Annotated in this window: 20 protein-coding genes, 1 tRNA gene and 1 pseudogene; 13 read left to right on the top strand and 9 right to left on the bottom strand. The window is 42.9% G+C overall.

What is annotated here, in order from left to right:
- Positions 1–164: 164 nt before the first annotated feature.
- On the top strand, positions 165–983 hold the full coding sequence (locus tag ACMXYW_RS08190) for a pyruvate, water dikinase regulatory protein (protein ID WP_415905856.1): 819 nt from the start codon (positions 165–167) through the stop codon (positions 981–983).
- Positions 984–1,038: 55 nt separating this feature from the next.
- On the opposite strand, the gene ACMXYW_RS08185 is transcribed toward ACMXYW_RS08190, so the two are convergent.
- Both ACMXYW_RS08185 and ACMXYW_RS08180 read right to left on the bottom strand, forming a co-directional pair.
- A complete protein-coding gene (locus tag ACMXYW_RS08185; RefSeq protein ID WP_415905855.1) occupies positions 1,039–2,376 on the bottom strand; it encodes a hypothetical protein in 1,338 nt (445 codons plus the stop codon).
- A 14-nt stretch (positions 2,377–2,390) separates the two neighbouring features.
- Entirely contained in the window at positions 2,391–3,761 is a 1,371-nt protein-coding gene (locus tag ACMXYW_RS08180) for a rhomboid family intramembrane serine protease (RefSeq protein WP_415905854.1), read from the bottom strand.
- Between the two features lie 344 nt (positions 3,762–4,105).
- On the opposite strand from ACMXYW_RS08180, the gene ACMXYW_RS08175 reads away from it, so the two are divergent.
- Positions 4,106–4,777 carry a FecR domain-containing protein gene (locus ACMXYW_RS08175; protein WP_415905853.1) on the top strand — a complete coding sequence of 224 codons (672 nt, stop codon included), beginning with the start codon at positions 4,106–4,108 and terminating at the stop codon, positions 4,775–4,777.
- Here the strand turns inward: ACMXYW_RS08175 and amrA are convergent.
- Both amrA and amrB read right to left on the bottom strand, forming a co-directional pair.
- Entirely contained in the window at positions 4,774–5,373 is a 600-nt protein-coding gene (amrA, locus tag ACMXYW_RS08170) for an AmmeMemoRadiSam system protein A (protein ID WP_415905852.1), read from the bottom strand. The two genes, ACMXYW_RS08175 and amrA, sit on opposite strands and share 4 nt — an antisense overlap.
- On the bottom strand, positions 5,360–6,139 hold the full coding sequence (gene amrB, locus ACMXYW_RS08165; protein ID WP_415905851.1) for an AmmeMemoRadiSam system protein B: 780 nt from the start codon (positions 6,137–6,139) through the stop codon (positions 5,360–5,362). The genes amrA and amrB overlap by 14 nt, the downstream gene beginning before the upstream one ends.
- Positions 6,140–6,288: 149 nt before the next feature.
- Between amrB and amrS the strand changes: the two genes are divergently transcribed.
- The gene (gene amrS, locus ACMXYW_RS08160; RefSeq protein WP_415905850.1) at positions 6,289–7,359 is read left to right on the top strand and encodes an AmmeMemoRadiSam system radical SAM enzyme; all 1,071 of its coding nucleotides are present in this window, start codon (positions 6,289–6,291) and stop codon (positions 7,357–7,359) included.
- A 72-nt stretch (positions 7,360–7,431) separates the two neighbouring features.
- On the opposite strand, the gene ACMXYW_RS08155 is transcribed toward amrS, so the two are convergent.
- Positions 7,432–7,508: transfer RNA gene (locus ACMXYW_RS08155), tRNA-Met, on the bottom strand.
- 330 nt (positions 7,509–7,838) lie between these two features.
- Here ACMXYW_RS08155 and ilvC point away from each other — a divergent pair.
- The 9 genes and pseudogenes from ilvC (at position 7,839) to ACMXYW_RS08110 (ending at position 16,340) form a co-directional block, all read left to right on the top strand.
- Positions 7,839–9,314: a ketol-acid reductoisomerase gene (gene ilvC, locus ACMXYW_RS08150; protein WP_415898288.1), complete on the top strand. Its 1,476-nt coding sequence runs from the start codon at positions 7,839–7,841 to the stop codon at positions 9,312–9,314.
- 140 nt (positions 9,315–9,454) lie between these two features.
- Positions 9,455–10,900, top strand: a complete 1,446-nt coding sequence (gene modF / locus ACMXYW_RS08145; protein ID WP_415905849.1) for a molybdate ABC transporter ATP-binding protein ModF — start codon at positions 9,455–9,457, stop codon at positions 10,898–10,900.
- A gap of 167 nt (positions 10,901–11,067) precedes the next feature.
- Positions 11,068–11,424, top strand: a pseudogene (locus ACMXYW_RS08140) (ATP-dependent zinc protease); the annotation flags it as partial.
- Between the two features lie 129 nt (positions 11,425–11,553).
- Positions 11,554–12,447 (top strand): 30S ribosomal protein S6--L-glutamate ligase, encoded by an 894-nt coding sequence (gene rimK, locus ACMXYW_RS08135; RefSeq protein ID WP_415884656.1) that lies wholly within the window; start codon positions 11,554–11,556, stop codon positions 12,445–12,447.
- A 168-nt stretch (positions 12,448–12,615) separates the two neighbouring features.
- Positions 12,616–13,659, top strand: coding sequence for an inorganic phosphate transporter (locus ACMXYW_RS08130; RefSeq protein ID WP_415905848.1), 1,044 nt, complete (start codon positions 12,616–12,618; stop codon positions 13,657–13,659).
- A 13-nt stretch (positions 13,660–13,672) separates the two neighbouring features.
- Positions 13,673–14,317: a DUF47 domain-containing protein gene (locus ACMXYW_RS08125; protein WP_415905847.1), complete on the top strand. Its 645-nt coding sequence runs from the start codon at positions 13,673–13,675 to the stop codon at positions 14,315–14,317.
- 97 nt (positions 14,318–14,414) lie between these two features.
- Complete coding sequence (locus ACMXYW_RS08120) at positions 14,415–15,242, top strand: AraC family ligand binding domain-containing protein (protein WP_415905846.1); 828 nt, start codon at positions 14,415–14,417, stop codon at positions 15,240–15,242.
- 85 nt (positions 15,243–15,327) lie between these two features.
- Positions 15,328–16,035: an AzlC family ABC transporter permease gene (locus tag ACMXYW_RS08115; RefSeq protein WP_415905845.1), complete on the top strand. Its 708-nt coding sequence runs from the start codon at positions 15,328–15,330 to the stop codon at positions 16,033–16,035.
- On the top strand, positions 16,032–16,340 hold the full coding sequence (locus ACMXYW_RS08110) for an AzlD domain-containing protein (protein ID WP_415905844.1): 309 nt from the start codon (positions 16,032–16,034) through the stop codon (positions 16,338–16,340). Before ACMXYW_RS08115 ends, ACMXYW_RS08110 begins: the two co-directional genes overlap by 4 nt.
- A 2-nt stretch (positions 16,341–16,342) precedes the next feature.
- Here the strand turns inward: ACMXYW_RS08110 and ACMXYW_RS08105 are convergent, their stop codons facing one another.
- Complete coding sequence (locus tag ACMXYW_RS08105) at positions 16,343–17,278, bottom strand: D-hexose-6-phosphate mutarotase (protein ID WP_415905843.1); 936 nt, start codon at positions 17,276–17,278, stop codon at positions 16,343–16,345.
- Positions 17,279–17,440: 162 nt separating this feature from the next.
- Between ACMXYW_RS08105 and ACMXYW_RS08100 the strand changes: the two genes are divergently transcribed.
- Positions 17,441–18,025 (top strand): DNA-J related domain-containing protein, encoded by a 585-nt coding sequence (locus ACMXYW_RS08100; protein WP_415905842.1) that lies wholly within the window; start codon positions 17,441–17,443, stop codon positions 18,023–18,025.
- 1 nt (position 18,026) lies between these two features.
- Here ACMXYW_RS08100 and ACMXYW_RS08095 read toward each other — a convergent pair whose 3' ends face one another.
- The 3 genes from ACMXYW_RS08095 to ACMXYW_RS08085 all read right to left on the bottom strand — a co-directional run bounded on the left by ACMXYW_RS08095 (position 18,027) and on the right by ACMXYW_RS08085 (position 19,089).
- On the bottom strand, positions 18,027–18,479 hold the full coding sequence (locus tag ACMXYW_RS08095) for a GNAT family N-acetyltransferase (protein ID WP_415905841.1): 453 nt from the start codon (positions 18,477–18,479) through the stop codon (positions 18,027–18,029).
- A gap of 50 nt (positions 18,480–18,529) precedes the next feature.
- Complete coding sequence (locus ACMXYW_RS08090) at positions 18,530–18,739, bottom strand: cysteine-rich CWC family protein (protein ID WP_415905840.1); 210 nt, start codon at positions 18,737–18,739, stop codon at positions 18,530–18,532.
- A gap of 122 nt (positions 18,740–18,861) precedes the next feature.
- The gene (locus ACMXYW_RS08085) at positions 18,862–19,089 is read right to left on the bottom strand and encodes a hypothetical protein (RefSeq protein ID WP_415898297.1); all 228 of its coding nucleotides are present in this window, start codon (positions 19,087–19,089) and stop codon (positions 18,862–18,864) included.
- Positions 19,090–19,286: the final 197 nt, after the last annotated feature.

The raw sequence follows: 19,286 nt of genomic DNA, 5'->3' as shown, positions 1-19,286 counted from the left end.
ATCCCCTGAAAAAAGCGCATATATGGTGGATTATTTTGATGACAATCAGACTATTGATGAAATCATAACCAGACTTTGAAATATGAGTATATTTCAGAGCCACAACCCTGCTCCACATCTGGTATAGTCAGCCATATATTTTTGTTGCAGATTGTAAGTAAACAATGAAACGAACAGCTTTTTTTATTTCAGACGGAACAGGTCTTACCTCAGAAGCATTGGGGCATAGTTTGCTTGCTCAGTTTGATAGCATTGAATTCGAACAGATTACGCTTCCCTACATAGATAACGTTGAAAAGGCTCGCGAGGCCGTCCAGAAGATTAACCAAGTTGCCGAACAACATGGCACTCGCCCTCTAATCTTTGATACGGTTGTTAATGAAGAAATTCGGAATATTATCGCCGAATCAAATGCCTTTAAGATCGATGTTTTTTCCAGTTTCCTTAAGCCGCTAGAAAACGAGCTTGACGCTCACTCCAATTATTCTGTAGGTAAATCCCACGGTATCGTTGAGCGCACTCGCTACAAAGACAGAATCGATTCCGTAAACTTTGCAATCGATAACGATGACGGTGCGCGTACACGTCAATACGCCAATGCGGATATCATCCTTGTAGGTGTATCCCGCTGCGGTAAGACACCGACGTGCCTATATATGGCGATGCAATTTGGTATCCGTGCAGCAAACTACCCTCTGACCGAAGAAGATATGGAGTTCAATCGTCTTCCAGAAGTGCTAGAGGAGCACAAGCATAAGCTCTATGGTCTGACTATTGATCCATTCCAACTATCTGCGATACGTCACGAACGCCGCCCGAATAGCCGTTATGCCTCACTAGATCAGTGTGATTTCGAAGTCCGTGAAGTTGAGCGACTGTTTAAGAAGCTAAACATCTCCACGATCAACACCACCAACTTCTCGATTGAAGAGATCTCTACACGAATCATGGCTCAAGCAGGCCTTGAACGACGAATGAATTAAAAAGCAAAAAAGGAGCCGTTCGGCTCCTTTTTATACCTCCAAATAGCCAGTGCAATCAGTGCACAGCAGCCATCTTGGCCGCCATTTCTCTGAATTTTTCAGCCTGTTGCGCTTTGCCCGGCATCGCTTCTAGCGCATCAGCCATCAACTCATAAGCCTGAACTTTACCTGCATACTGAGGAAAATCACGATGAAGACCATTCAGTAACTTAATTGTTAACTTGTGCTTTCCTGCTTCAAAACAGTGTTTAGCAATCTCATGACGAGTCGATGGGTCATTTAGCTTGAAGCCAGGATCATATTGATAAACGCGTTGGATCAAAACCGGAATTAATGATTCCCGATTAGACTGCTTAAGGCACTCAAGATAAGCCGGCATGAAGGTACTTGTATCATCTGAATTTTGAATAGCACAGAGGTAATCAAAATATCGGTTAAAGATATCCAATTCTTTAGGGAACCGTTTTATACCCTCTTTAAATTCGTATGAGACATCCTCAAAGCGCCCCTCTTTCGTTAACACCTCGACCTTGTCCATAAAATGCAGTTTGTCAGTCCGGATCTGCATCTCATCTTCATCAAACCGGCTAGCAAAGCCTAAAGCACGTTGCTTCTGAAACAATAGGTAGCCCATCAGATGAAAGATCACGATTAGATAGTAATAAGAGGTAATGCTTTCCAATATGTTTGAAAAGAAATAGAAATCTGAAAATAGCTGATTGAGCGTCGCAACCGATGCAATCATGATCAACAAAAAAGCAAGCAATATGAGATAGGATCGACCTAATTTGCACACCAATTTAACCAACTCAATTGGGTTGATCGCCGCGCCTATACTTTCAAAACGCGCATAGTTAATAAAAACTGCTGGAAGTGAAAATAACCAAAACATAGCAAAGGAAGTCGTGACGAAATCACCAAACGTCTTCGAAACTGCCAGCATCATCAACCCAATGGCTAAAAAAATGGCAATGATATGAATAATCATTTTAACGCCGCCACTATAAGCTTCAGCGACTAAAGGTGCTTTCATACTGCCATCAGCAGTTTGCTGTAAGCAAAGGAAACTAAATTTGGTCGTTACCCCAGCAACCAAAACAGAAAGAATAAAACCAATCAAACCGCCAATAAATGCGCCTACGGCTGAGAGTACTGATGCACCCAAAATAAGCATCAATACTTGGGTATTCATCGGATATCGAAATGCCAGATCCAACCTGCGCCAAAAAGGCTCAATATTAGCTCCGGCACCTAAGCTCTCTAATTTTTCACCACAACGAACGCAACGAATATCTTCATCTGTTTCATCGACACAACTATCACATACACTAAGATGACACGTATTACAGTGATAAGTTGAGGCTTTTAAAGGGTGGTATTTACAATGATCCATATAAACCCTAACGACTAATTAAATAAACCACGACGGCTACGTTCGTAAATCTCATCCGCAGCAGTTGCATAGCGTTTACATTTGGCATCGTGCTCCCTCTCACCAAATGCTACTGATAACTTTCTAGCCAAGTGGCTAAATTCTTCTGTTTTCATGCCACGGCTATAAAGCATGGTGAAAATCTCTTCAGAAGTTTTAAGACTTGAAAGTGTCACCATTTTCCAAGCTAACTGTAATAGCTCATCATTCTTAAGCTCTTCTTGAGCAAAAGAACTGCAATGCCACAGCTCTTCTATCTTATCGAGCTCTTCAGCAGTCGGCTTTTCGTAAGTTAAAAGTTGTAAAGCCACTAGTCGATAATTATCGTTATGCTGTGCCTTTAGGATTTCATACTTCACGCGCCTCAGTTCAAAATCAGAACCGTACTTTTCTTCAAACTCATCAATGGCTGAAATAGCTGTTTTAAAGGAAAATTTACCTAATAGATGGTAGATCTTGTCTCGCGCCTTTACGTCTTCTGCAAGGTCTTCCTTTTTTTCAAGGTATTCTTCATCCAGTACTTTTGGCGAAACAAGAATTGTCGTAAATATAAGTAATGCACCTGCGATAAACCCACCCGTATGCGCCATGAAAGCGACGTTAGAGTCGGTCACTGTGGCAAACTGATAAAGCTCGTTTGCAATATAAAGCCCTAATACCCATAGAGCTGGCGCACGCATGAAGCCAACAAAGATGAAGAACCAATAGAAAAACTCTATCTTCCTAAAACGGAAAACACCTAAATACATTGCCATAACCGCAGAAATTGAACCTGAGGCTCCAACTAAAGCACTTGGGCTTTGTGAGTTAACAAATAAGAAAAGTACGCCACCGGCGATTCCGCCCAGTAAATAAAAGAGTAAGAAGCGAAGATGGCCTATAGCGGCCTCTACGGCGAAACCAAAAATAATTAAAAAGAATATATTGCCTATAAGGTGGAATAAATCGCCATGCAGAAACTGAAAGGTCACTAAATCAAGCGGTGAAAATGCTTTTGGTTTTAAACCATGGCCAAAAATAGTGGTACTAGAAATGAGATCATATAGTTCAGAACGATTGACCCAATAATCACCACTGCCCGGTTCATCAAAACGTACTTGGTTATAGCGCAGATATTCAAAGAAATTTAAGTCACTTAACAAATAGTAACTTAATTCAAGTGTCTTCCCTGATTGATGTAGATTCTGGTATTCGGCTATCTGCTGATCAGCGACCCCATCTTCTTTGAGGTAATTTAGGTACATATCCCACTCAGCATCGAAATACTGGAGCTCTGAGTAGCGAGAAAGTGCATCGTTGATGCATCTCTTCGTCTTTATCTTGCGCGAAGAAGAACACAACGACATTCAATATAACCAAGAAAAACAGCACAAAAGGCGGTCTTCGCCAATCAAATTTCTTCTCGGTTGGGATTATGACCATAGTTACGATTCCATTCTTAACTGCTAAGTAATTTTTTGAACTAACAGAGGGTAACACAAAAAATAACTACAAAAATTGTATGCTGTTTCGAGTAAATTCAGTTACGAAAATGTCTTGAGGCAAGAAATAAATTGGTGTCATTAAAAGGAGAAACTTTACGTTATGGCAAGATCAAAAATGGTGACTCAATTGCCATCTACAGAATTGATGTCACAATTAACCCTAAGTACCTTGTGTTTATCTGATTCAAAGAGCATGGAGCATAAAGATGTCACTTCTGTCCAATTTTTCACGCATTCTCTTTTTATTATTCTGTTTTATTTCCAATCCTGTGGCTGCCAATAATGAAATTGGTAAGGTTGTGCTTATCCAAGGAAAACCACTTGTAGAACGGCAGAATCAGCATCTTTTCATCAAAAGGAATGATCCCCTATTTATTGAAGACGTTTTAATCACCCCTGTTGGTAGTAAGATTTTGATCAAGTTAGCTGATAAAACAACTATATCTCTGGCCGAAAACACCCAATTTGAGCTCTCCAAATATCAATTTGATAAAAAAGCCCAAACCTCGGATGTTAGTTTTAAAATGCTAAAAGGTGCATTTAGAACCTTAACCGGATCAATTGGTAAGCAAAAACAGCCTAAATTCGAAATCCACACCCCCGTTGCAACCATTGGTGTACGTGGTACAGAGTTCTGGGGAGGTATGATCTTCTCCGATTCACTTGATGTAACCATGCTGGAAGGTAAAGGGGTTTACATCAAGAACGAACATGGACAGGTAGAAATAACACGTCCGGGTGACGGCACTATGGTCTCAAAAGGCATGAAACCTTCCGAAGTATCAATGTGGAGTGACGAAAAGCTCCAAAAAGCAGCGGCTGCTACCGAGCTAAAGCAACAACGACAAAACCAAAGTGATGATTATCTAAACTATTAATTTCTGACGTGTCTATCATGATCAAGCACATCTATCGCCTGGTAGGTATAAAAGCGCATATATTCACTCCAGTAATCTATCGGCAAACCTGCTTTTAACTTCAATCTCTGCAGAAATGAAAGTGGCGTAGATAACTGCTGCCACACTTGAGGTAGAAAAGTGGCGCGATGGCCTCTTTCTTCAATTATTAGTCCATCAATTCCCGGCCTTAAGTAACCAAGCAGTTCTTTCTCGTTTAATACGCTTAATTCTACTGGAGCCGTTAAAACAGAGATATGTATAGAAAGCGCCTCATATTCACTTACAGAAACAGGCTCAAAACGAGAATCATAAAAGGCTGCGTTCACTGCATTGCTCTGTAAATCTTTGAGTAAAGACCGTCGTGCTTCTAATGTGCCGATACAACCTCGTAGCTCGCCATTGATAGACAAAGTTACAAATGTTGCAGCTGGCTTGTTAAGCCATAACTGTTTTGAAATTGAATCATAATCTATGGGCTCATTTTTTGACTGTAATTCAAGCTTTGATGCAATTGAATCTTGAACAATTTCAATCATCAACTTTTGCTGTTCGTGACTGAATTCAGTAGATGGCATAAGCTCCGTACCCTACGACACGAGCCTTATCCCCCGCGCTGTCTCCAGAGTTACTGGTTTGCAATAGATGTGGTTTTAAGTCAGTGGAAGCTAATGCCAACAATAAACCATTAAGGCCCATGTATCCGCAAGCTTCATTACCTGTGATATCAGTATCACCATCAATAATTCGTTTATTGGTGTTTTCGTCGATTAACTTAGCTTGAACGTAAGAATGGTAATGACTCAAGTCCGTACTGATAACGGTGAGTACCTCTGAATCTTGTAATGCAGGCAAGATTATCTTGCCGACTTCACTTGCAGTTGCATTTCCAACTACGACGGGAATTAAATCCGCTTGAATGTCGATTTGCTGAATAAATGGTAACTGGACTTCAAGACTATGCTCTTGCCTATGCGCAAGGTCGTTGTATCTAACTAAGCCTTTATCAACTAATTCACTGACTCTATCCGTAGCGATAGCGATGTTACCAAGTGGAGTATTGAATTGATCAGCCAAAGGAACAGCCATACCTTGAAATGCCACTCGATGGCTTGGCCCGATTAATAAAATGTACTTAAACAGTGCATCTTGAGGGATACAACTATAAGCTGCGGCCGCAACACTTCCTGAATAAATATATCCAGCATGAGGGACTATTAGAGCTCTTAAGTTCGGGACCACTTCTCTCTGCTCTTGCCTTAATAAAGTATCTACTTCACATGCCAATTCTCTAGCATCATCTGGGTAAAACAAACCGGACACGGCTGGCTGACGAGTATTCATAAGCTTCTCGTGGTATATCCCATTTAACAAGAGCCCATGAAGGTCGTTTGATTGCTAACTTTCACGGGCCGTCCTACTCTTCAAGTATAGAAATAAGTTACGAAAGTTTTTAAAACATCAGCGATTAATTACCCAAATAGGAACCCAGTATGAGTGTCATTGAAGTGGGGTTCTGGCATGAACTTGATCAAAACAAAATTCAATGTGATCTATGCCCACGTTTATGCAAGTTATCAGACGAACAACGTGGTCTCTGTTTTGTACGTGGTAATGAAGGTGGCCGGATGCGCCTATACACTTATGGGCGCTCGAGTGGATTTTGTATAGACCCCATAGAGAAAAAGCCACTAAATCATTACCTACCAGGGACTCCAGTATTATCTTTCGGTACAGCCGGTTGCAACCTCACCTGTAAGTTTTGTCAAAATTGGGATATGAGCAAAGCCCGAGAGATGGATAGGCTTGCCGATGCAGCCAGCCCAGAACAATTAGCAAAATACTGTCAGGAACACCATTGTCGCTCAATCGCGTATACCTATAATGATCCAGTCATCTTTCTCGAATACGCTGAAGATGTTGCGATTGCATGCCATGAATATCAAATTAACTCTATTGCAGTTAGCGCGGGTTATATTACCGATATAGCGCGCCCTCGTTTTTTTGAGCATATGGACGCCGCAAATATAGACCTAAAAGCATTTTCAGAACGTTTCTACAAAAAGATTTGTGGAGCCAGCCTAGCCCCCGTACTCGACACTCTTCTCTACCTTCATAATGAAACCTCAGTATGGTTTGAGATCACAACCCTACTTATTCCTGACGAAAATGACAGCGATGAAGAGATCGAGGCAATGACCCAATGGATTTACAACAATCTTGGGCCCGCCATCCCACTACATTTCTCTGCTTTTCACCCTGATTGGAAAATGAGAGACAAAGACCGAACACCTGCATCAACTCTTACGCGTGCACGAGATATAGCGATGAAAAACGGACTGAGGTATGTTTACACGGGTAACGTGCATGACACTTCTGGTAGCTCAACCTACTGCCACAACTGCGGATTACGTTTAATTGAACGAGATTGGTATCAGCTAGGAGAGTGGAATCTTAAATCTGGCTGTTGTGTTGGCTGTGGTGAACCCTTACCAGGTCGTTTTGAAGAAAGTCATGGCAATTGGGGGGCTTATCGACAGCCGGTATTTTTGGCAGGACAGTAACTAAATGATTTGAACGAGGTTTAGAAACGAAAAAACCGACTTAGCGTTAACTAAATCGGCTAAATCTGAATTTGGTAGCGGGGGCTGGATTTGAACCAACGACCTTCGGGTTATGAGCCCGACGAGCTACCAAGCTGCTCCACCCCGCATCAATGTGGCGCGAATATTATAGATCCCCTGACCCTTTAGCAAGCACTATTTCACGCATATGCAAAATTAATCGTAATAAGCCCACTTTTTGCCTATTAAACATACAGTTATGGCCAAATTTGGTGATCAGGAACAGTTTTCATCTATTTAAACTGGATACCTGTAAATAAAGCGCTATTATTGCCTCACTTTGTATGGGATTAATCGTTGCAAGAAACGCAACAGAGCAAACCATATATATCATTTTACGCGATACCCTTTATCTTTTAGAGTAGCGCTATAACAAACATGTCGGTTAACCGACTTTTTATTTATTACGGAATGTAGAAATGTCTAAGAACTATTTCAACACGCTTCCACTGCGTGAGCAGCTAGAACAGCTGGGTAAATGTCGTTTTATGTCTATGGATGAGTTCAGCGATGGCGTTGAAGCTCTTAAAGGCAAAAAAATGGTTGTTATCGGTTGTGGTGCACAGGGCCTAAACCAGGGTCTTAACCTGCGTGACAGTGGTCTAGACGTTTCTTACGCTCTACGTCCAGCAGCAATCGCTGAAAAGCGTCAGTCTTGGAAAAACGCTACAGAGAACGGTTTCGTTGTTGGTACTTACGAAGAACTAATCCCAACTGCTGACGTAGTTCTTAACCTTACTCCAGACAAGCAGCACACACCTGTTGTTGAAGCTGTGATGCCTCTAATGAAAGAAGGCGCTTGCCTATCTTACTCTCACGGTTTCAACATCGTTGAGGAAGGTATGCAGATCCGTGACGACCTAACAGTAATCATGGTTGCTCCTAAGTGCCCAGGTTCTGAAGTACGTGCTGAATACGTTCGTGGTTTCGGTGTACCTACGCTTATCGCTGTACACGAAGACAACGATCCTAAAGGCGAAGGTCTTGCACTAGCTAAAGCTTACGCTGTAGGTACTGGCGGTCACAAAGCAGGCGTTCTAATGTCTTCTTTCATCGCTGAAGTTAAGTCTGACCTTATGGGTGAGCAGACTATCCTTTGCGGTATGCTACAGACTGGTTCTATCCTTTGCTTCGACAAAATGGTTGAAGAAGGCATCGACGCTGGTTACGCATCTAAGCTTATCCAGTACGGTTGGGAAACAATCACTGAAGCTCTTAAATACGGCGGCGTGACTAACATGCTAGACCGTCTATCTAACCCAGCTAAGATCAAAGCATTCGATCTTTCTGAAGAGCTAAAAGTTATCATGCGCCCACTTTACAACAAGCACCAAGATGACATCATCGACGGTACTTTCTCTCGCGTGATGATGGAAGACTGGGCGAACGACGACAAGAATCTTCTAGGCTGGCGTGCAGAAACTGCTGAGACTAACTTCGAGAAGACTCCAGCAGGCGACGTAGAGATCTCTGAGCAAGAGTTCTTCGACAACGGTATCCTAATGGTTGCAATGGTTAAAGCGGGTGTTGAACTAGCATTCGAAACTATGACTGCTGCAGGCATCATCGCTGAATCTGCTTACTACGAGTCTCTACACGAAACTCCGCTGATTGCTAACACAATCGCACGTAAGAAGCTTTACGAAATGAACGCAACTATCTCTGATACTGCTGAGTACGGCTGCTACCTATACAACCACGCTTGCCTACCACTACTAGGCGACTTCATGAAAGACATCAAAACTGATGTTATCGGTAAAGGTCTAGACCTTGCTGATACTGGCGTAGATAACGCTCGCCTAATTGAAGTTAACGAAGCGCTACGCTCTCACCCAGTTGAAGCGATCGGTCAAGTGTTACGTGGTCACATGTCTGACATGAAGAAGATCGTATAATTATCTGATATTTGTACATTTTCTTTCTTGTAAGAAAATTAAAGCCAAGGCTTTGCCTTGGCTTTTTTTTAGCTAAATTTAAGCCTTTTCCGTAACAAATCCCTATAAAACCCAATCGATAGATCCGCATAATAGAGACTATGAACAGCATTAAGATTGAGAATTACACGGCAGAATTTGGTGAGTCTTTCACGCTCAACAACATCAATTGGACGATTGAACCCAACCAACATTGGGTGATTACTGGCACCAACGGTTCCGGTAAGTCTGCCCTATCTGCAATCTTGGCCGGTGCAGGCGATAAAGTCAGTGGGACTATCTCGGGCCTACCAAAACATGTTGAACTTGTTTCTTTTGAAGCTCAGGCAGAACTGATTGCCCGAGAGCTAAAGAAAGACGATGCCGATATCATGGATGTTATTAGTGAAGGCACACCGGTAAGAGAAATTCTGGAAGAAGGTAAAGCGATCTACCCAGAATTTGATGCTGACTTACTCGATCAACTTGTTAGCATGTTCAAACTAGAACATATGCTCGATCGTAGTTTCAGAAAGCTCTCAACAGGTGAAACGCGTAAGATCATGCTAATTCGCGCCCTAGCGAATAATCCAGACCTCATCATTCTGGATGAGCCTTTCGATGGTCTAGACGCTGACTCTATGAAGCTGCTACACGACCTGCTAGCAAGCAAGATCGATTCAATGGGCATGATTCTGGTATTAAACCGTTTTGATGAAATGCCGGACTTCATCACCCATGTTGCTTATACCGACAAAGGCGAGCTTCATCACACGGTTGATATTAACGACAAACAGGCTTACGACGACCTGTATCAATTGCTACACCTGAAAACGACTGATCTATCTGTGCCACCTACAGATGAATCCGATCGTCCACCAGCACTGAATCCAGAAGATCCGCTGGTGCGTTTAACGGATATTAAAATTGCCTACGCAGATTCAAAAGTTATTGATGGCCTTAACTGGACCATTAAGCCTGGGCAACACTGGCAACTAAGCGGGCCTAACGGCAGTGGTAAGACTTGTTTGCTCAACCTAATTACCGGTGACCACCCACAATGCTATACCAACGATATATTTGTATTCGGTATGCAACGCGGCAACGGTGAAACCATCTGGCAGATCAAGCAATATATCGGCTATGTATCTACTGCTCTGCAGTGGGAATACCGTGTAAGCATCAGCCTTAGAAACGCCATTATCTCCGGCTTCCACGACAGTATCGGTATGTACACAAAGAGTACCGATAAACAGAAAGAAGTCGCAGACCAGTGGCTAGCCCTACTAGGCATGGAAGATCGAGCCAACGAACCATACAACCAGCTTTCTTTTGGTGACCAACGTTTGTTGTTGATCGCTCGCGCAATGGTTAAGCACCCTACTTTATTAATCCTCGACGAGCCTTGCTTAGGCCTCGACGATATTAACCGTCAGCTCGTACTCGCGTTAATTGAGAAGATCTGTGCCAGCGGTGACACAACGGTGCTATATGTTAACCACCACGCAGAAGATCAGATCAGTGGTATTAAAGAGTTTAAACAGCTAGAAAAGCTAACCGCTGAATAAATTCTCTAAGGCCTAGTATTCGCTAGGCCTTTGTCCTTTCAGATCCACTCTAATATCTTCTGAAATTTGCATATAAACCCCACAAAAACAGATTTGCTCTTGATTAAAGCATTCGCCCTATTACACTCATATACCAAAGGTAATAGCCTTAACCAAGGATCAAATGAGTGACAATCGAAAAGAACATCTGTGGCGCTGAAGAATGGTGCAAGTTCCCTCAACTTGCCGTTCCTGCAATCAAAGCCAGAGTCGACTCTGGTGCCAAAACATCTGCAATCCATGCTTTAAATATCCAACAATTTCAACGAGATGGCGTTGCTTGGGTTAGGTTTGATGTATGCCCATTGCAGGACAATCGCAAGACAGTAGTTCATTGTGAAGCGCCTGTTTATGATCGCAGGAGCGTTAAAAGCTCTAGCGGCACATCGGAAAAACGCTATGTAATCAAAACAAGCTTAGCTATTGGCGATCAAAGCTGGGATGTTGAACTTACCCTGACCAATCGAGATGCGATGGGCTATCGCATGCTACTAGGCCGTGAAGCGATGTCGGGTAAGCTGATAGTAGATCCAGAAGATTCTTTTTGTTTAGGTGATATTGCAGATGATGAGTTGAAAGAACTCTATCTAAGCAAAAAACCACCTAAAAAAGGCATGAAAATCGGCGTACTAGCTAGCAACCCAAATCTCTACAGTAATCGTAGGATTATGGAAGCAGGTGAAGAGCGCGGTCACGAAATGGTGTTCCTGAATATCAAGCACTGCTATATGAAGATGGATGCTGAAAATCCAGAGGTTCATTATCGTGGCGGCAAGGTACTCAACGACCTTGATGCAATTATCCCACGGATACGCCCAAGCATGACCTTCTATGGCTGCGCACTGACACGTCAATTTGAATCTATGGGTGTGTATTGTCTAAATACCGCTGGGGCTATTACTCAATCTCGCGATAAGTTGCATTCCCTACAACTCCTCTTCGAGAGCAAGATTGATATTCCGATCACGGGCTTTGCTAACTCACCGCTAGAAACGGATGATCTGATCAACATGGTTGGTGGCGCACCACTGATCATTAAGTTGCTTGAAGGTACTCAAGGTAAAGGCGTTGTACTCGCTGAAACCAAGAAAGCCGCAGAGAGTGTTATTAATGCATTCAAGAGCCTTAAGGCCGACATTCTCGTTCAGGAGTTTATAAAAGAAGCCAATGGCAAAGATATCCGCTGCTTTGTAGTGGATGGTAAAGTTGTGGCTTCGATTCAGCGTGAAGCTGAACCTGGCGAATTCAGAGCTAATATCCATCAGGGTGGTACAGCGAGCCTTATCGTTCCAACATCAGATGAGAAGAAGATCGCTATTAAAGCAGCTAAGGCTATGGGCCTCAAAGTAGCTGGCGTAGATATCATTCGTTCAGCGAAAGGTCCTTTACTGTTAGAGGTAAACTCTTCTCCGGGCTTGGAAGGCATCGAAGGCGCAACCGGTAAAGACGTTGCTGGCCTGATGATTCAAGCTATAGAGAAAAAACTAAAGTGGGTTGTTAACGTATAGCGTTATCCTAATTTTCAACTCATAAACCCGTTCCCATACTTTTGGGAATGGGTTTTCTGATCATGCACTAAATTCTCCTGCCCTTTTCAAATCCATAAATCCATTCTCTGACTACTATTAAGTTATTAGCCTACAAAAATCTTAAGCTAATGGGAGTCAGCAAATTAGATGGATCAAATTTGGCTATTCCTCATAGTTGCGACAGCCATTGTTATAGTCTTCGACCTCACCAATGGATTTCACGACGCATCCAATATGATCGCATCGGTGATCGCTTCGCATGCAATGACACCTCTACAAGCTATTTTAGTCATAGGCACATTCACCTTTTTGGGGCCTATGCTTGGCGGTACGGCAGTCGCAAACACCATTGGTAAATTCGTGACGTTAGATGATCTCCCAAACAATCTATCTCTCTCATTAGTGATCTGCGGCTTATTAGCTGCCACAGTTTGGAATCTGTTTACTTGGTATAGAGGCCTACCCTCGTCTTCGTCACACGCATTGGTTGGTGGTTTAGTTGGGGCGGTTGTCGTATCAGCCGGGCCAGAACATGTACTCTGGGGTTTTTCACAATTAGCCCAAGGACAGATCACTGGCGTTACTAAGGTGCTGCTAGCACTGTTTATATCCCCTTTAGCAGGATTTTGGATAGGCTTTTTACTGCAACGAATCACCCTGTATCTATTGCGAGCAGCCAGCCCTTTGATCAATCGTGAATTAAGGGGCGCTCAATGGTTCACTACCGCAGGGTTAGCCTTCTCTCACGGCGCTAATGATGCCCAAAAAAGTATGGGTGTATTAACCCTCTGCTTACTAATGAGCGGTGAGATCACGGAATTTGTAGTGCCATTTTGGGTCATCCTAGTTTGTGCCATCTCTATTACATTAGGCACGCTACTTGGAGGCTGGCGAATCGTTAGAACCCTAGCCTTCTCAATCTACAAAATTAGGCCCCTACATGCCTTTAACTCTCAAGCCTCATCTGCAGGCGTTATTTTTTTGGCCTCAATGATTGGCGCGCCAGTATCGACCACCCATGTAGTTTCCTCATCTATTATGGGTATAGGCGCGGCAGAGAGAGCTAAAGCCGTTAGATGGACAAAGGCTAAAGAGATCGGCATCACTTGGCTAATCACCATACCTGGTGCTGGCATAGTCTCCATTATTAGTTATGGCGTACTGAGCCTTACTAAGCTTGCTTTAATATAGAAAAGGATTGGATATGAGCGATCAGAGTAAACAAAACCTCTTTCGTAAACTCCTTAATAGGATTGTCCCTACGCCACCTGATTTTTTCTTACTTCTAACCGAGCAATGTACGTTGGTAACGGTAACGATACGAAACCTCTATCAATATATGAAAAGCCCTAATCCCTATCTTGCTGAGGTATTAGCAGCAGATGAGCACCAAGCGGACGCGCTCAAAATTCGTAACTTGCACCAGTTGAACCGGGCATTTTCTACTCCTATCGATCGCGAAGATATCTACCGTGCAATAGCTGCGTTAGATTGGATCATTACGCACTGTAAAAGCACCATAAATGAGATGCTCGATCTAGGCGTTGAGCCCGACGAACAGATGGTGAGAATTCTTGAAGAGCTTTTAACGGGTTGCGAAGCCTTAGAGAGAGGTTTTGGAGGACTGTCTACCTATCCTGCTGGTAGCGAGAAAGATGCGCAAATTGCCCGGCATGCTCATAGACGTATAGAAAGACTGTATAGACACAGCTTACAAGAACTCTTCCAAGGCGAAGTCACCACAGAGATGCTTTGCAAACGAGAAATCTATCATCATTTGATGGATGGATCGCGAAGATTACATGCTGCTGCAAACGTCCTTCACGATATTATGGTCAAACTAGTCTAAAAACACGCGATAAATTCTCAATCCTATAGCCACTCTACCCACGTAAAAGATCAATTTTGTACAAAAACCGGAATACGGTTTGCGCTAGAATGTAGCCATGAGCAAAAAAGAGATCGCTAACTACCATATAGAAGATGAACTCGGCGGATTAGAGATGCTAGAAGCGTCCTATGAGCGCCAGAATTTCTCTAGGCATAGCCATGAGGGCTATACGGTAGGTGTGATTGAGGAAGGTGCTCAGCGCTTTCTTAGAAATGGTGCCAACCACGTTGCGCCTCAAGACAGTATCATCCTAGTTAATCATGACGAAGTACACGATGGACACTCCGCAGCTGAAGGTGGCTGGTCTTATAAAGCGATCTACCCACTACCTGATCAATTAGCCAGCATTGCTAAAGAAGCGGGCCTAAATATCAGCGGCTCCGTCTATTTCTCGGAACCTGTCGTTAAAGATCCAGAGCTTGCTGGCTTGTTTCGTCTAGCACTATATCACCTACAACACTCTGATAACCGTTTGCTACGCGAGACACTGTTATACAACGCATTACTCAAGTTGATGCAGCGTCATGGTAAATGCAGCACAGAGATACCTGAACAGGCTGATGCTAAATCCCGAGTCGCTTTGGTAAAAAACTACCTCGATGATCACCCTCAAGCTGATGTGTCTTTAGAAGATCTAGCCAAACTTGCGGGCATCAGTGCTTTTCATCTAGTGCGACAGTTCCAAAAGTTCTACGGGCTCCCTCCTCATGCTTATCAAATACAATCCCGTGTACGGCTTAGTAAACGTTTTATAGCTCAAGGCGACAAACTATTGGATGCCGCCTTAAAAGCAGGCTTTCACGATCAGAGCCATCTTAACCGTCATTTCAAACGCACTATCGGTGTAACGCCGGGTCAATATGCTCGGCAGATAAGAAACTAGCATCACAAACACGCAGCAATCCCGTACAAGACTCACAACCACTGAATATTTATCTTTATCGCTCAACATAAGAAAGAGCGTGAAAGTGAATAGTCAGGTAAAAATTCCATTAAACCCTAAGCAATCCTTCCTTAAAGGCACGGTTGCGATGTTACCCCTTATTGTCGCTGTGCTGCCTTGGGGCATATTAGTCGGCGCATACGGGATCGAATCAGGTCTAACCGCTTGGCAAACTCAGGCCATGTCACTGTTTGTATTTGCGGGCACTTCACAGTTGGTTGCTATAGGTATGCTACAAGCTGGCGCTTCAGCATTTAGCATACTCGTCACCACATTGCTGATTACCTCACGACATCTGCTGTATAGCATGGCAATGCGACAGTATATCCAGACCCTACCCCTTAAATGGCGCAGTTCACTCGGTTTCCTGTTAACCGATGAACTCTTCGTAAATGGCACGCAAGATAACGGTATATTTAATCGATGGTATGCTTTGGGTGGCGGCTTAAGCTTCTATATCGCTTGGAACTTTGCAACGCTTCTCGGGATTGTCACAGGCGCAGCTTTGCCCAATCTAACTAACCTTGGATTGGACTTCGCGGTTGTCGCTACATTTATCGCCATACTCATCCCGATGATTAAAAACCTCTCTTATCTGGTCTGTGTAGGCGTATCACTGGTGGTATCTGTGTACTGCGAAGCTCATGAGATTCAAGCAGGCTTATTGATCTCAATTATATTAGGGATGCTAAGTGGCTATTTCTTTAAATGCACAGCGGAGAAATCAAAATGAATGATTGGCTATTGTTCGGGCTTATGGCGATCGTTGTATTCGCAAGTCGCTATCTCTTTTTAGAACCCCGCTTACCATTAAAGCTAAATGATAAAGCGCTAGAACTACTTAGCTATTCGGCCCCTGCGGTACTAGCAGCCGTGATAGGTCCATTAGTATTTTTACAGGAAGGAGAGCTAACAACGAGCTTGGGCAGCCCGTATATCATAGGCGCACTAGCTGCCATCGTGTTGATGCTTTTAACTAAAAACACCTTGATGACAGCCGTACTGAGTATGGGAGTGTTCTTCGTCTGTAATCTATAGGGTTACAGACGAACGGAACGGATCGAAACTTTGCTAATTGAATCACTCCCGGGCGCTAGTTCAACCGCATTATCGAGAACAGAAGCATTTTCTAAGCAGACCATATTCTCATAGTCATTATCAGCAAAATGGCTTAAACGTTTGCTCTTATCAATCCAAGGGTTCCAAACCACCATGTCAGGAAGGTTATCAGCACTCATAAGAATCTGACGACGCATCTGCTTGTCTTTGATAGCAACCTGAGCTGGGATATTTGGGTAGATACGGTCTGTTTCAGCCGAAATACCAATGGCAGAATTAGATTGCTTAACCTGCCAATCCTCAAGCGTATCTATGTACTCAACAGTTTCTAACCCTTCGATAGCAGTCTCACTGACATGACCAATCTGAAGATAACTGTGCAAAGCACTGGTATAACTAAAGGCATCCGAACCTAAGTTTTTAACTTTGAGTTCTAATTCTAATTCGACACCTACACTAACCGTCAAACGAAGAACAGCAGGATAAGGCCAAATCTCTGTAGGCAAAACCTCGAGCTGTAGCGTTAATCGAGTCGTTTCACTATCGATCAAATCGACAGCTAATAGCTCCCAATCCTGAGATCGTACAAAGCCGTGAGCAGGTGGTTCCGCATCATTAACTTGGTCTTTAACTTGATCTGGATTTCTTGATAGATCTCCAAACCATGGCCAACAGATAGGTACACCACCACGTAGAGATTTACCGGCTTTAAAATCGTTTTCTTGGCCCAGCCATAAAACAGGTTGCTCCCCTATTCGGCTGTACTCAGCAACTTGCGCCCCTTGCAAAAAAACGGTGGCCGAGGCGGCTTCGTTTTTTACTGCGATCGCAACAAGCTGCTTATGAATCTCAATTGTAATGCCTTTTAAAGCGCCATATTTTGCGTATAGCGCTTGAACTTGATCTGCCAGATTCATATTTCTTGTTATTCCTGGTTACTAAACTGCAAGGCAGTATTTTACGCTTACCGATACTTGGGTAAAAGCCAATCGAGCTTATATATGCATGAAATATTCTCGACTGGTAATCCTCATCCTACGCCGATAAGCTGAGTGGATCATCAGCAAAACTACTGAATTATGCATCGCAACCCACTAGTAACTCCCATAGAAGATATCCTTAGACAGTCCGAAAGCAGCTTAAGTGAATATGAGTTGTTAAAAGCTCTAGATCTCAACGCTGATGATTTCGGAGAAGATGCACCATCAGGTAGTGACTTGGCCCTGTTTAGGCAGCATTTCCTGATAATGAATGCGCTCTATACCCTACAATCCACATTTTGGGATCAAGGCTTAACCCTGACTATCTCTGCATTAGAGATCAGCCTTATCAAAACCGAAAACAGCAATCAAAACGAAGTGTCGCTAGAGTCAGATCAAGCAGTCAGAGAGTACTATCTGGATTGGGATGAGTTCACATCAAGTAACGAGGAATCGGTTAACAAACTACTCGATAGTTTTTGGACCCGTTATTTAAATCAAGATCACTATCAGGATGCTCTTGATGTTTTAGGTCTAACTGAAGATAGCGATTATCAGTCGGTCAAAACACAATACCGAAAATTAGCCTCAGAACATCATCCCGACAAAGGTGGCTGCAAGGTAAAATTTAATGAGATAAGAGAGGCTTATGAAGTGATTATTAGCGTTACAAACAAGACCTAACTTATTGATTAATCAATATTTCCATAGGTTGATAAACCAAACCTGACAACTCTCCCACATCCCCTTTAAGCTTAAAACCATATTTCTGATAAGCAGGCACTGAAGGTAATGAAGCACTGACAGTTACGGTTTCTGATCTCGCATATTTCAACGCAGCAATAATTAATTTCCGACCAATCCCGCCTTTTTGCTGACTAGGTGTAACAAATAACATCGCAATATGGCGGCCTTCCTTTAGCTCTACCACCCCTAATATTTCACTGTTTTTACCTTCTGCGACGAGTATACGATTATCTGCTTTCATCCTCTCGACAAAAGCATCTGATGACGCGATTGCCACAAAAGTTGCGATCCCTTCATCAGACAATGATCCAGCAACCGAGTCAGAGAAAGCGTCTAAACAGACATGACTTACGCCCTCGATATCGCCCTCTTTCATCTCTCTAATGATCATCTTTTTCCTTAATATTTCTAACAGAAATCTATCAATATGAAGGGCTCTGTTTATTTTTCAGAATCGGGAATGTTATCCCAACTTTCTTTAAACTCGTTTAGGCATTTACAACACAAACACTCATCCCATCTTTTAGCCAAATAACCAGCCTGCTCCCTTGTTAGATGGATCTCACTGCAATCACAAATAAAATATGTGCCGACCTTGCACTCAAACAATGAACCGCATTTAGGGCAAGTTGCTTGTTCATGTTGAGGCATACATAAATCCAAATCACTAACGTTGATGTTTAACGGTTGGTATACCGATTATAAGCGAAGAATAAATCTGTTTACGGGACGGGTGTTTATTTTTAAGTTTTCATCTAAAAAGTTATAAGGCCTTATAGCGAATAAAGAACGTAAGCCGAAATGCACCATATAACAGCCCCGACTAAACGCTCTACCGCATCGCCATAGCGAACCTGCTTATTCCAATGTGGGGGATACACCGCTTTTATAGAATACCGGCCTGTAGCTGACAGGCTCATATCTAACAGTACCCCGCCCTCAATAGCGAGTCTTAAAAGAAGACCGAGGCCTTTGATTACAGCTTCTAGAATTTCTAGCATAAAACTTGCAATTCCTTAGATGTGAATGCCGCTGTGCAGAGTAATACCAACTGGCTTTTATAGTGTGTAGTTTTTCTTGTTATCGGATTGAAACGAAAATTACCTTAAAAAGCTTTTTGACTTGTAATGCCCTTCTAATAGGGTTAGCAACGCAATATCGAAAACTGCCCTAATCACTAAACTCAACGCTTAGTACA

Origin of the sequence: Neptuniibacter sp. QD48_55 (assembly GCF_047778115.1) — a bacterium.
Lineage (GTDB): Bacteria > Pseudomonadota > Gammaproteobacteria > Pseudomonadales > Balneatricaceae > Neptuniibacter.
This window is presented reverse-complemented; position numbering and strand designations above follow the sequence as displayed.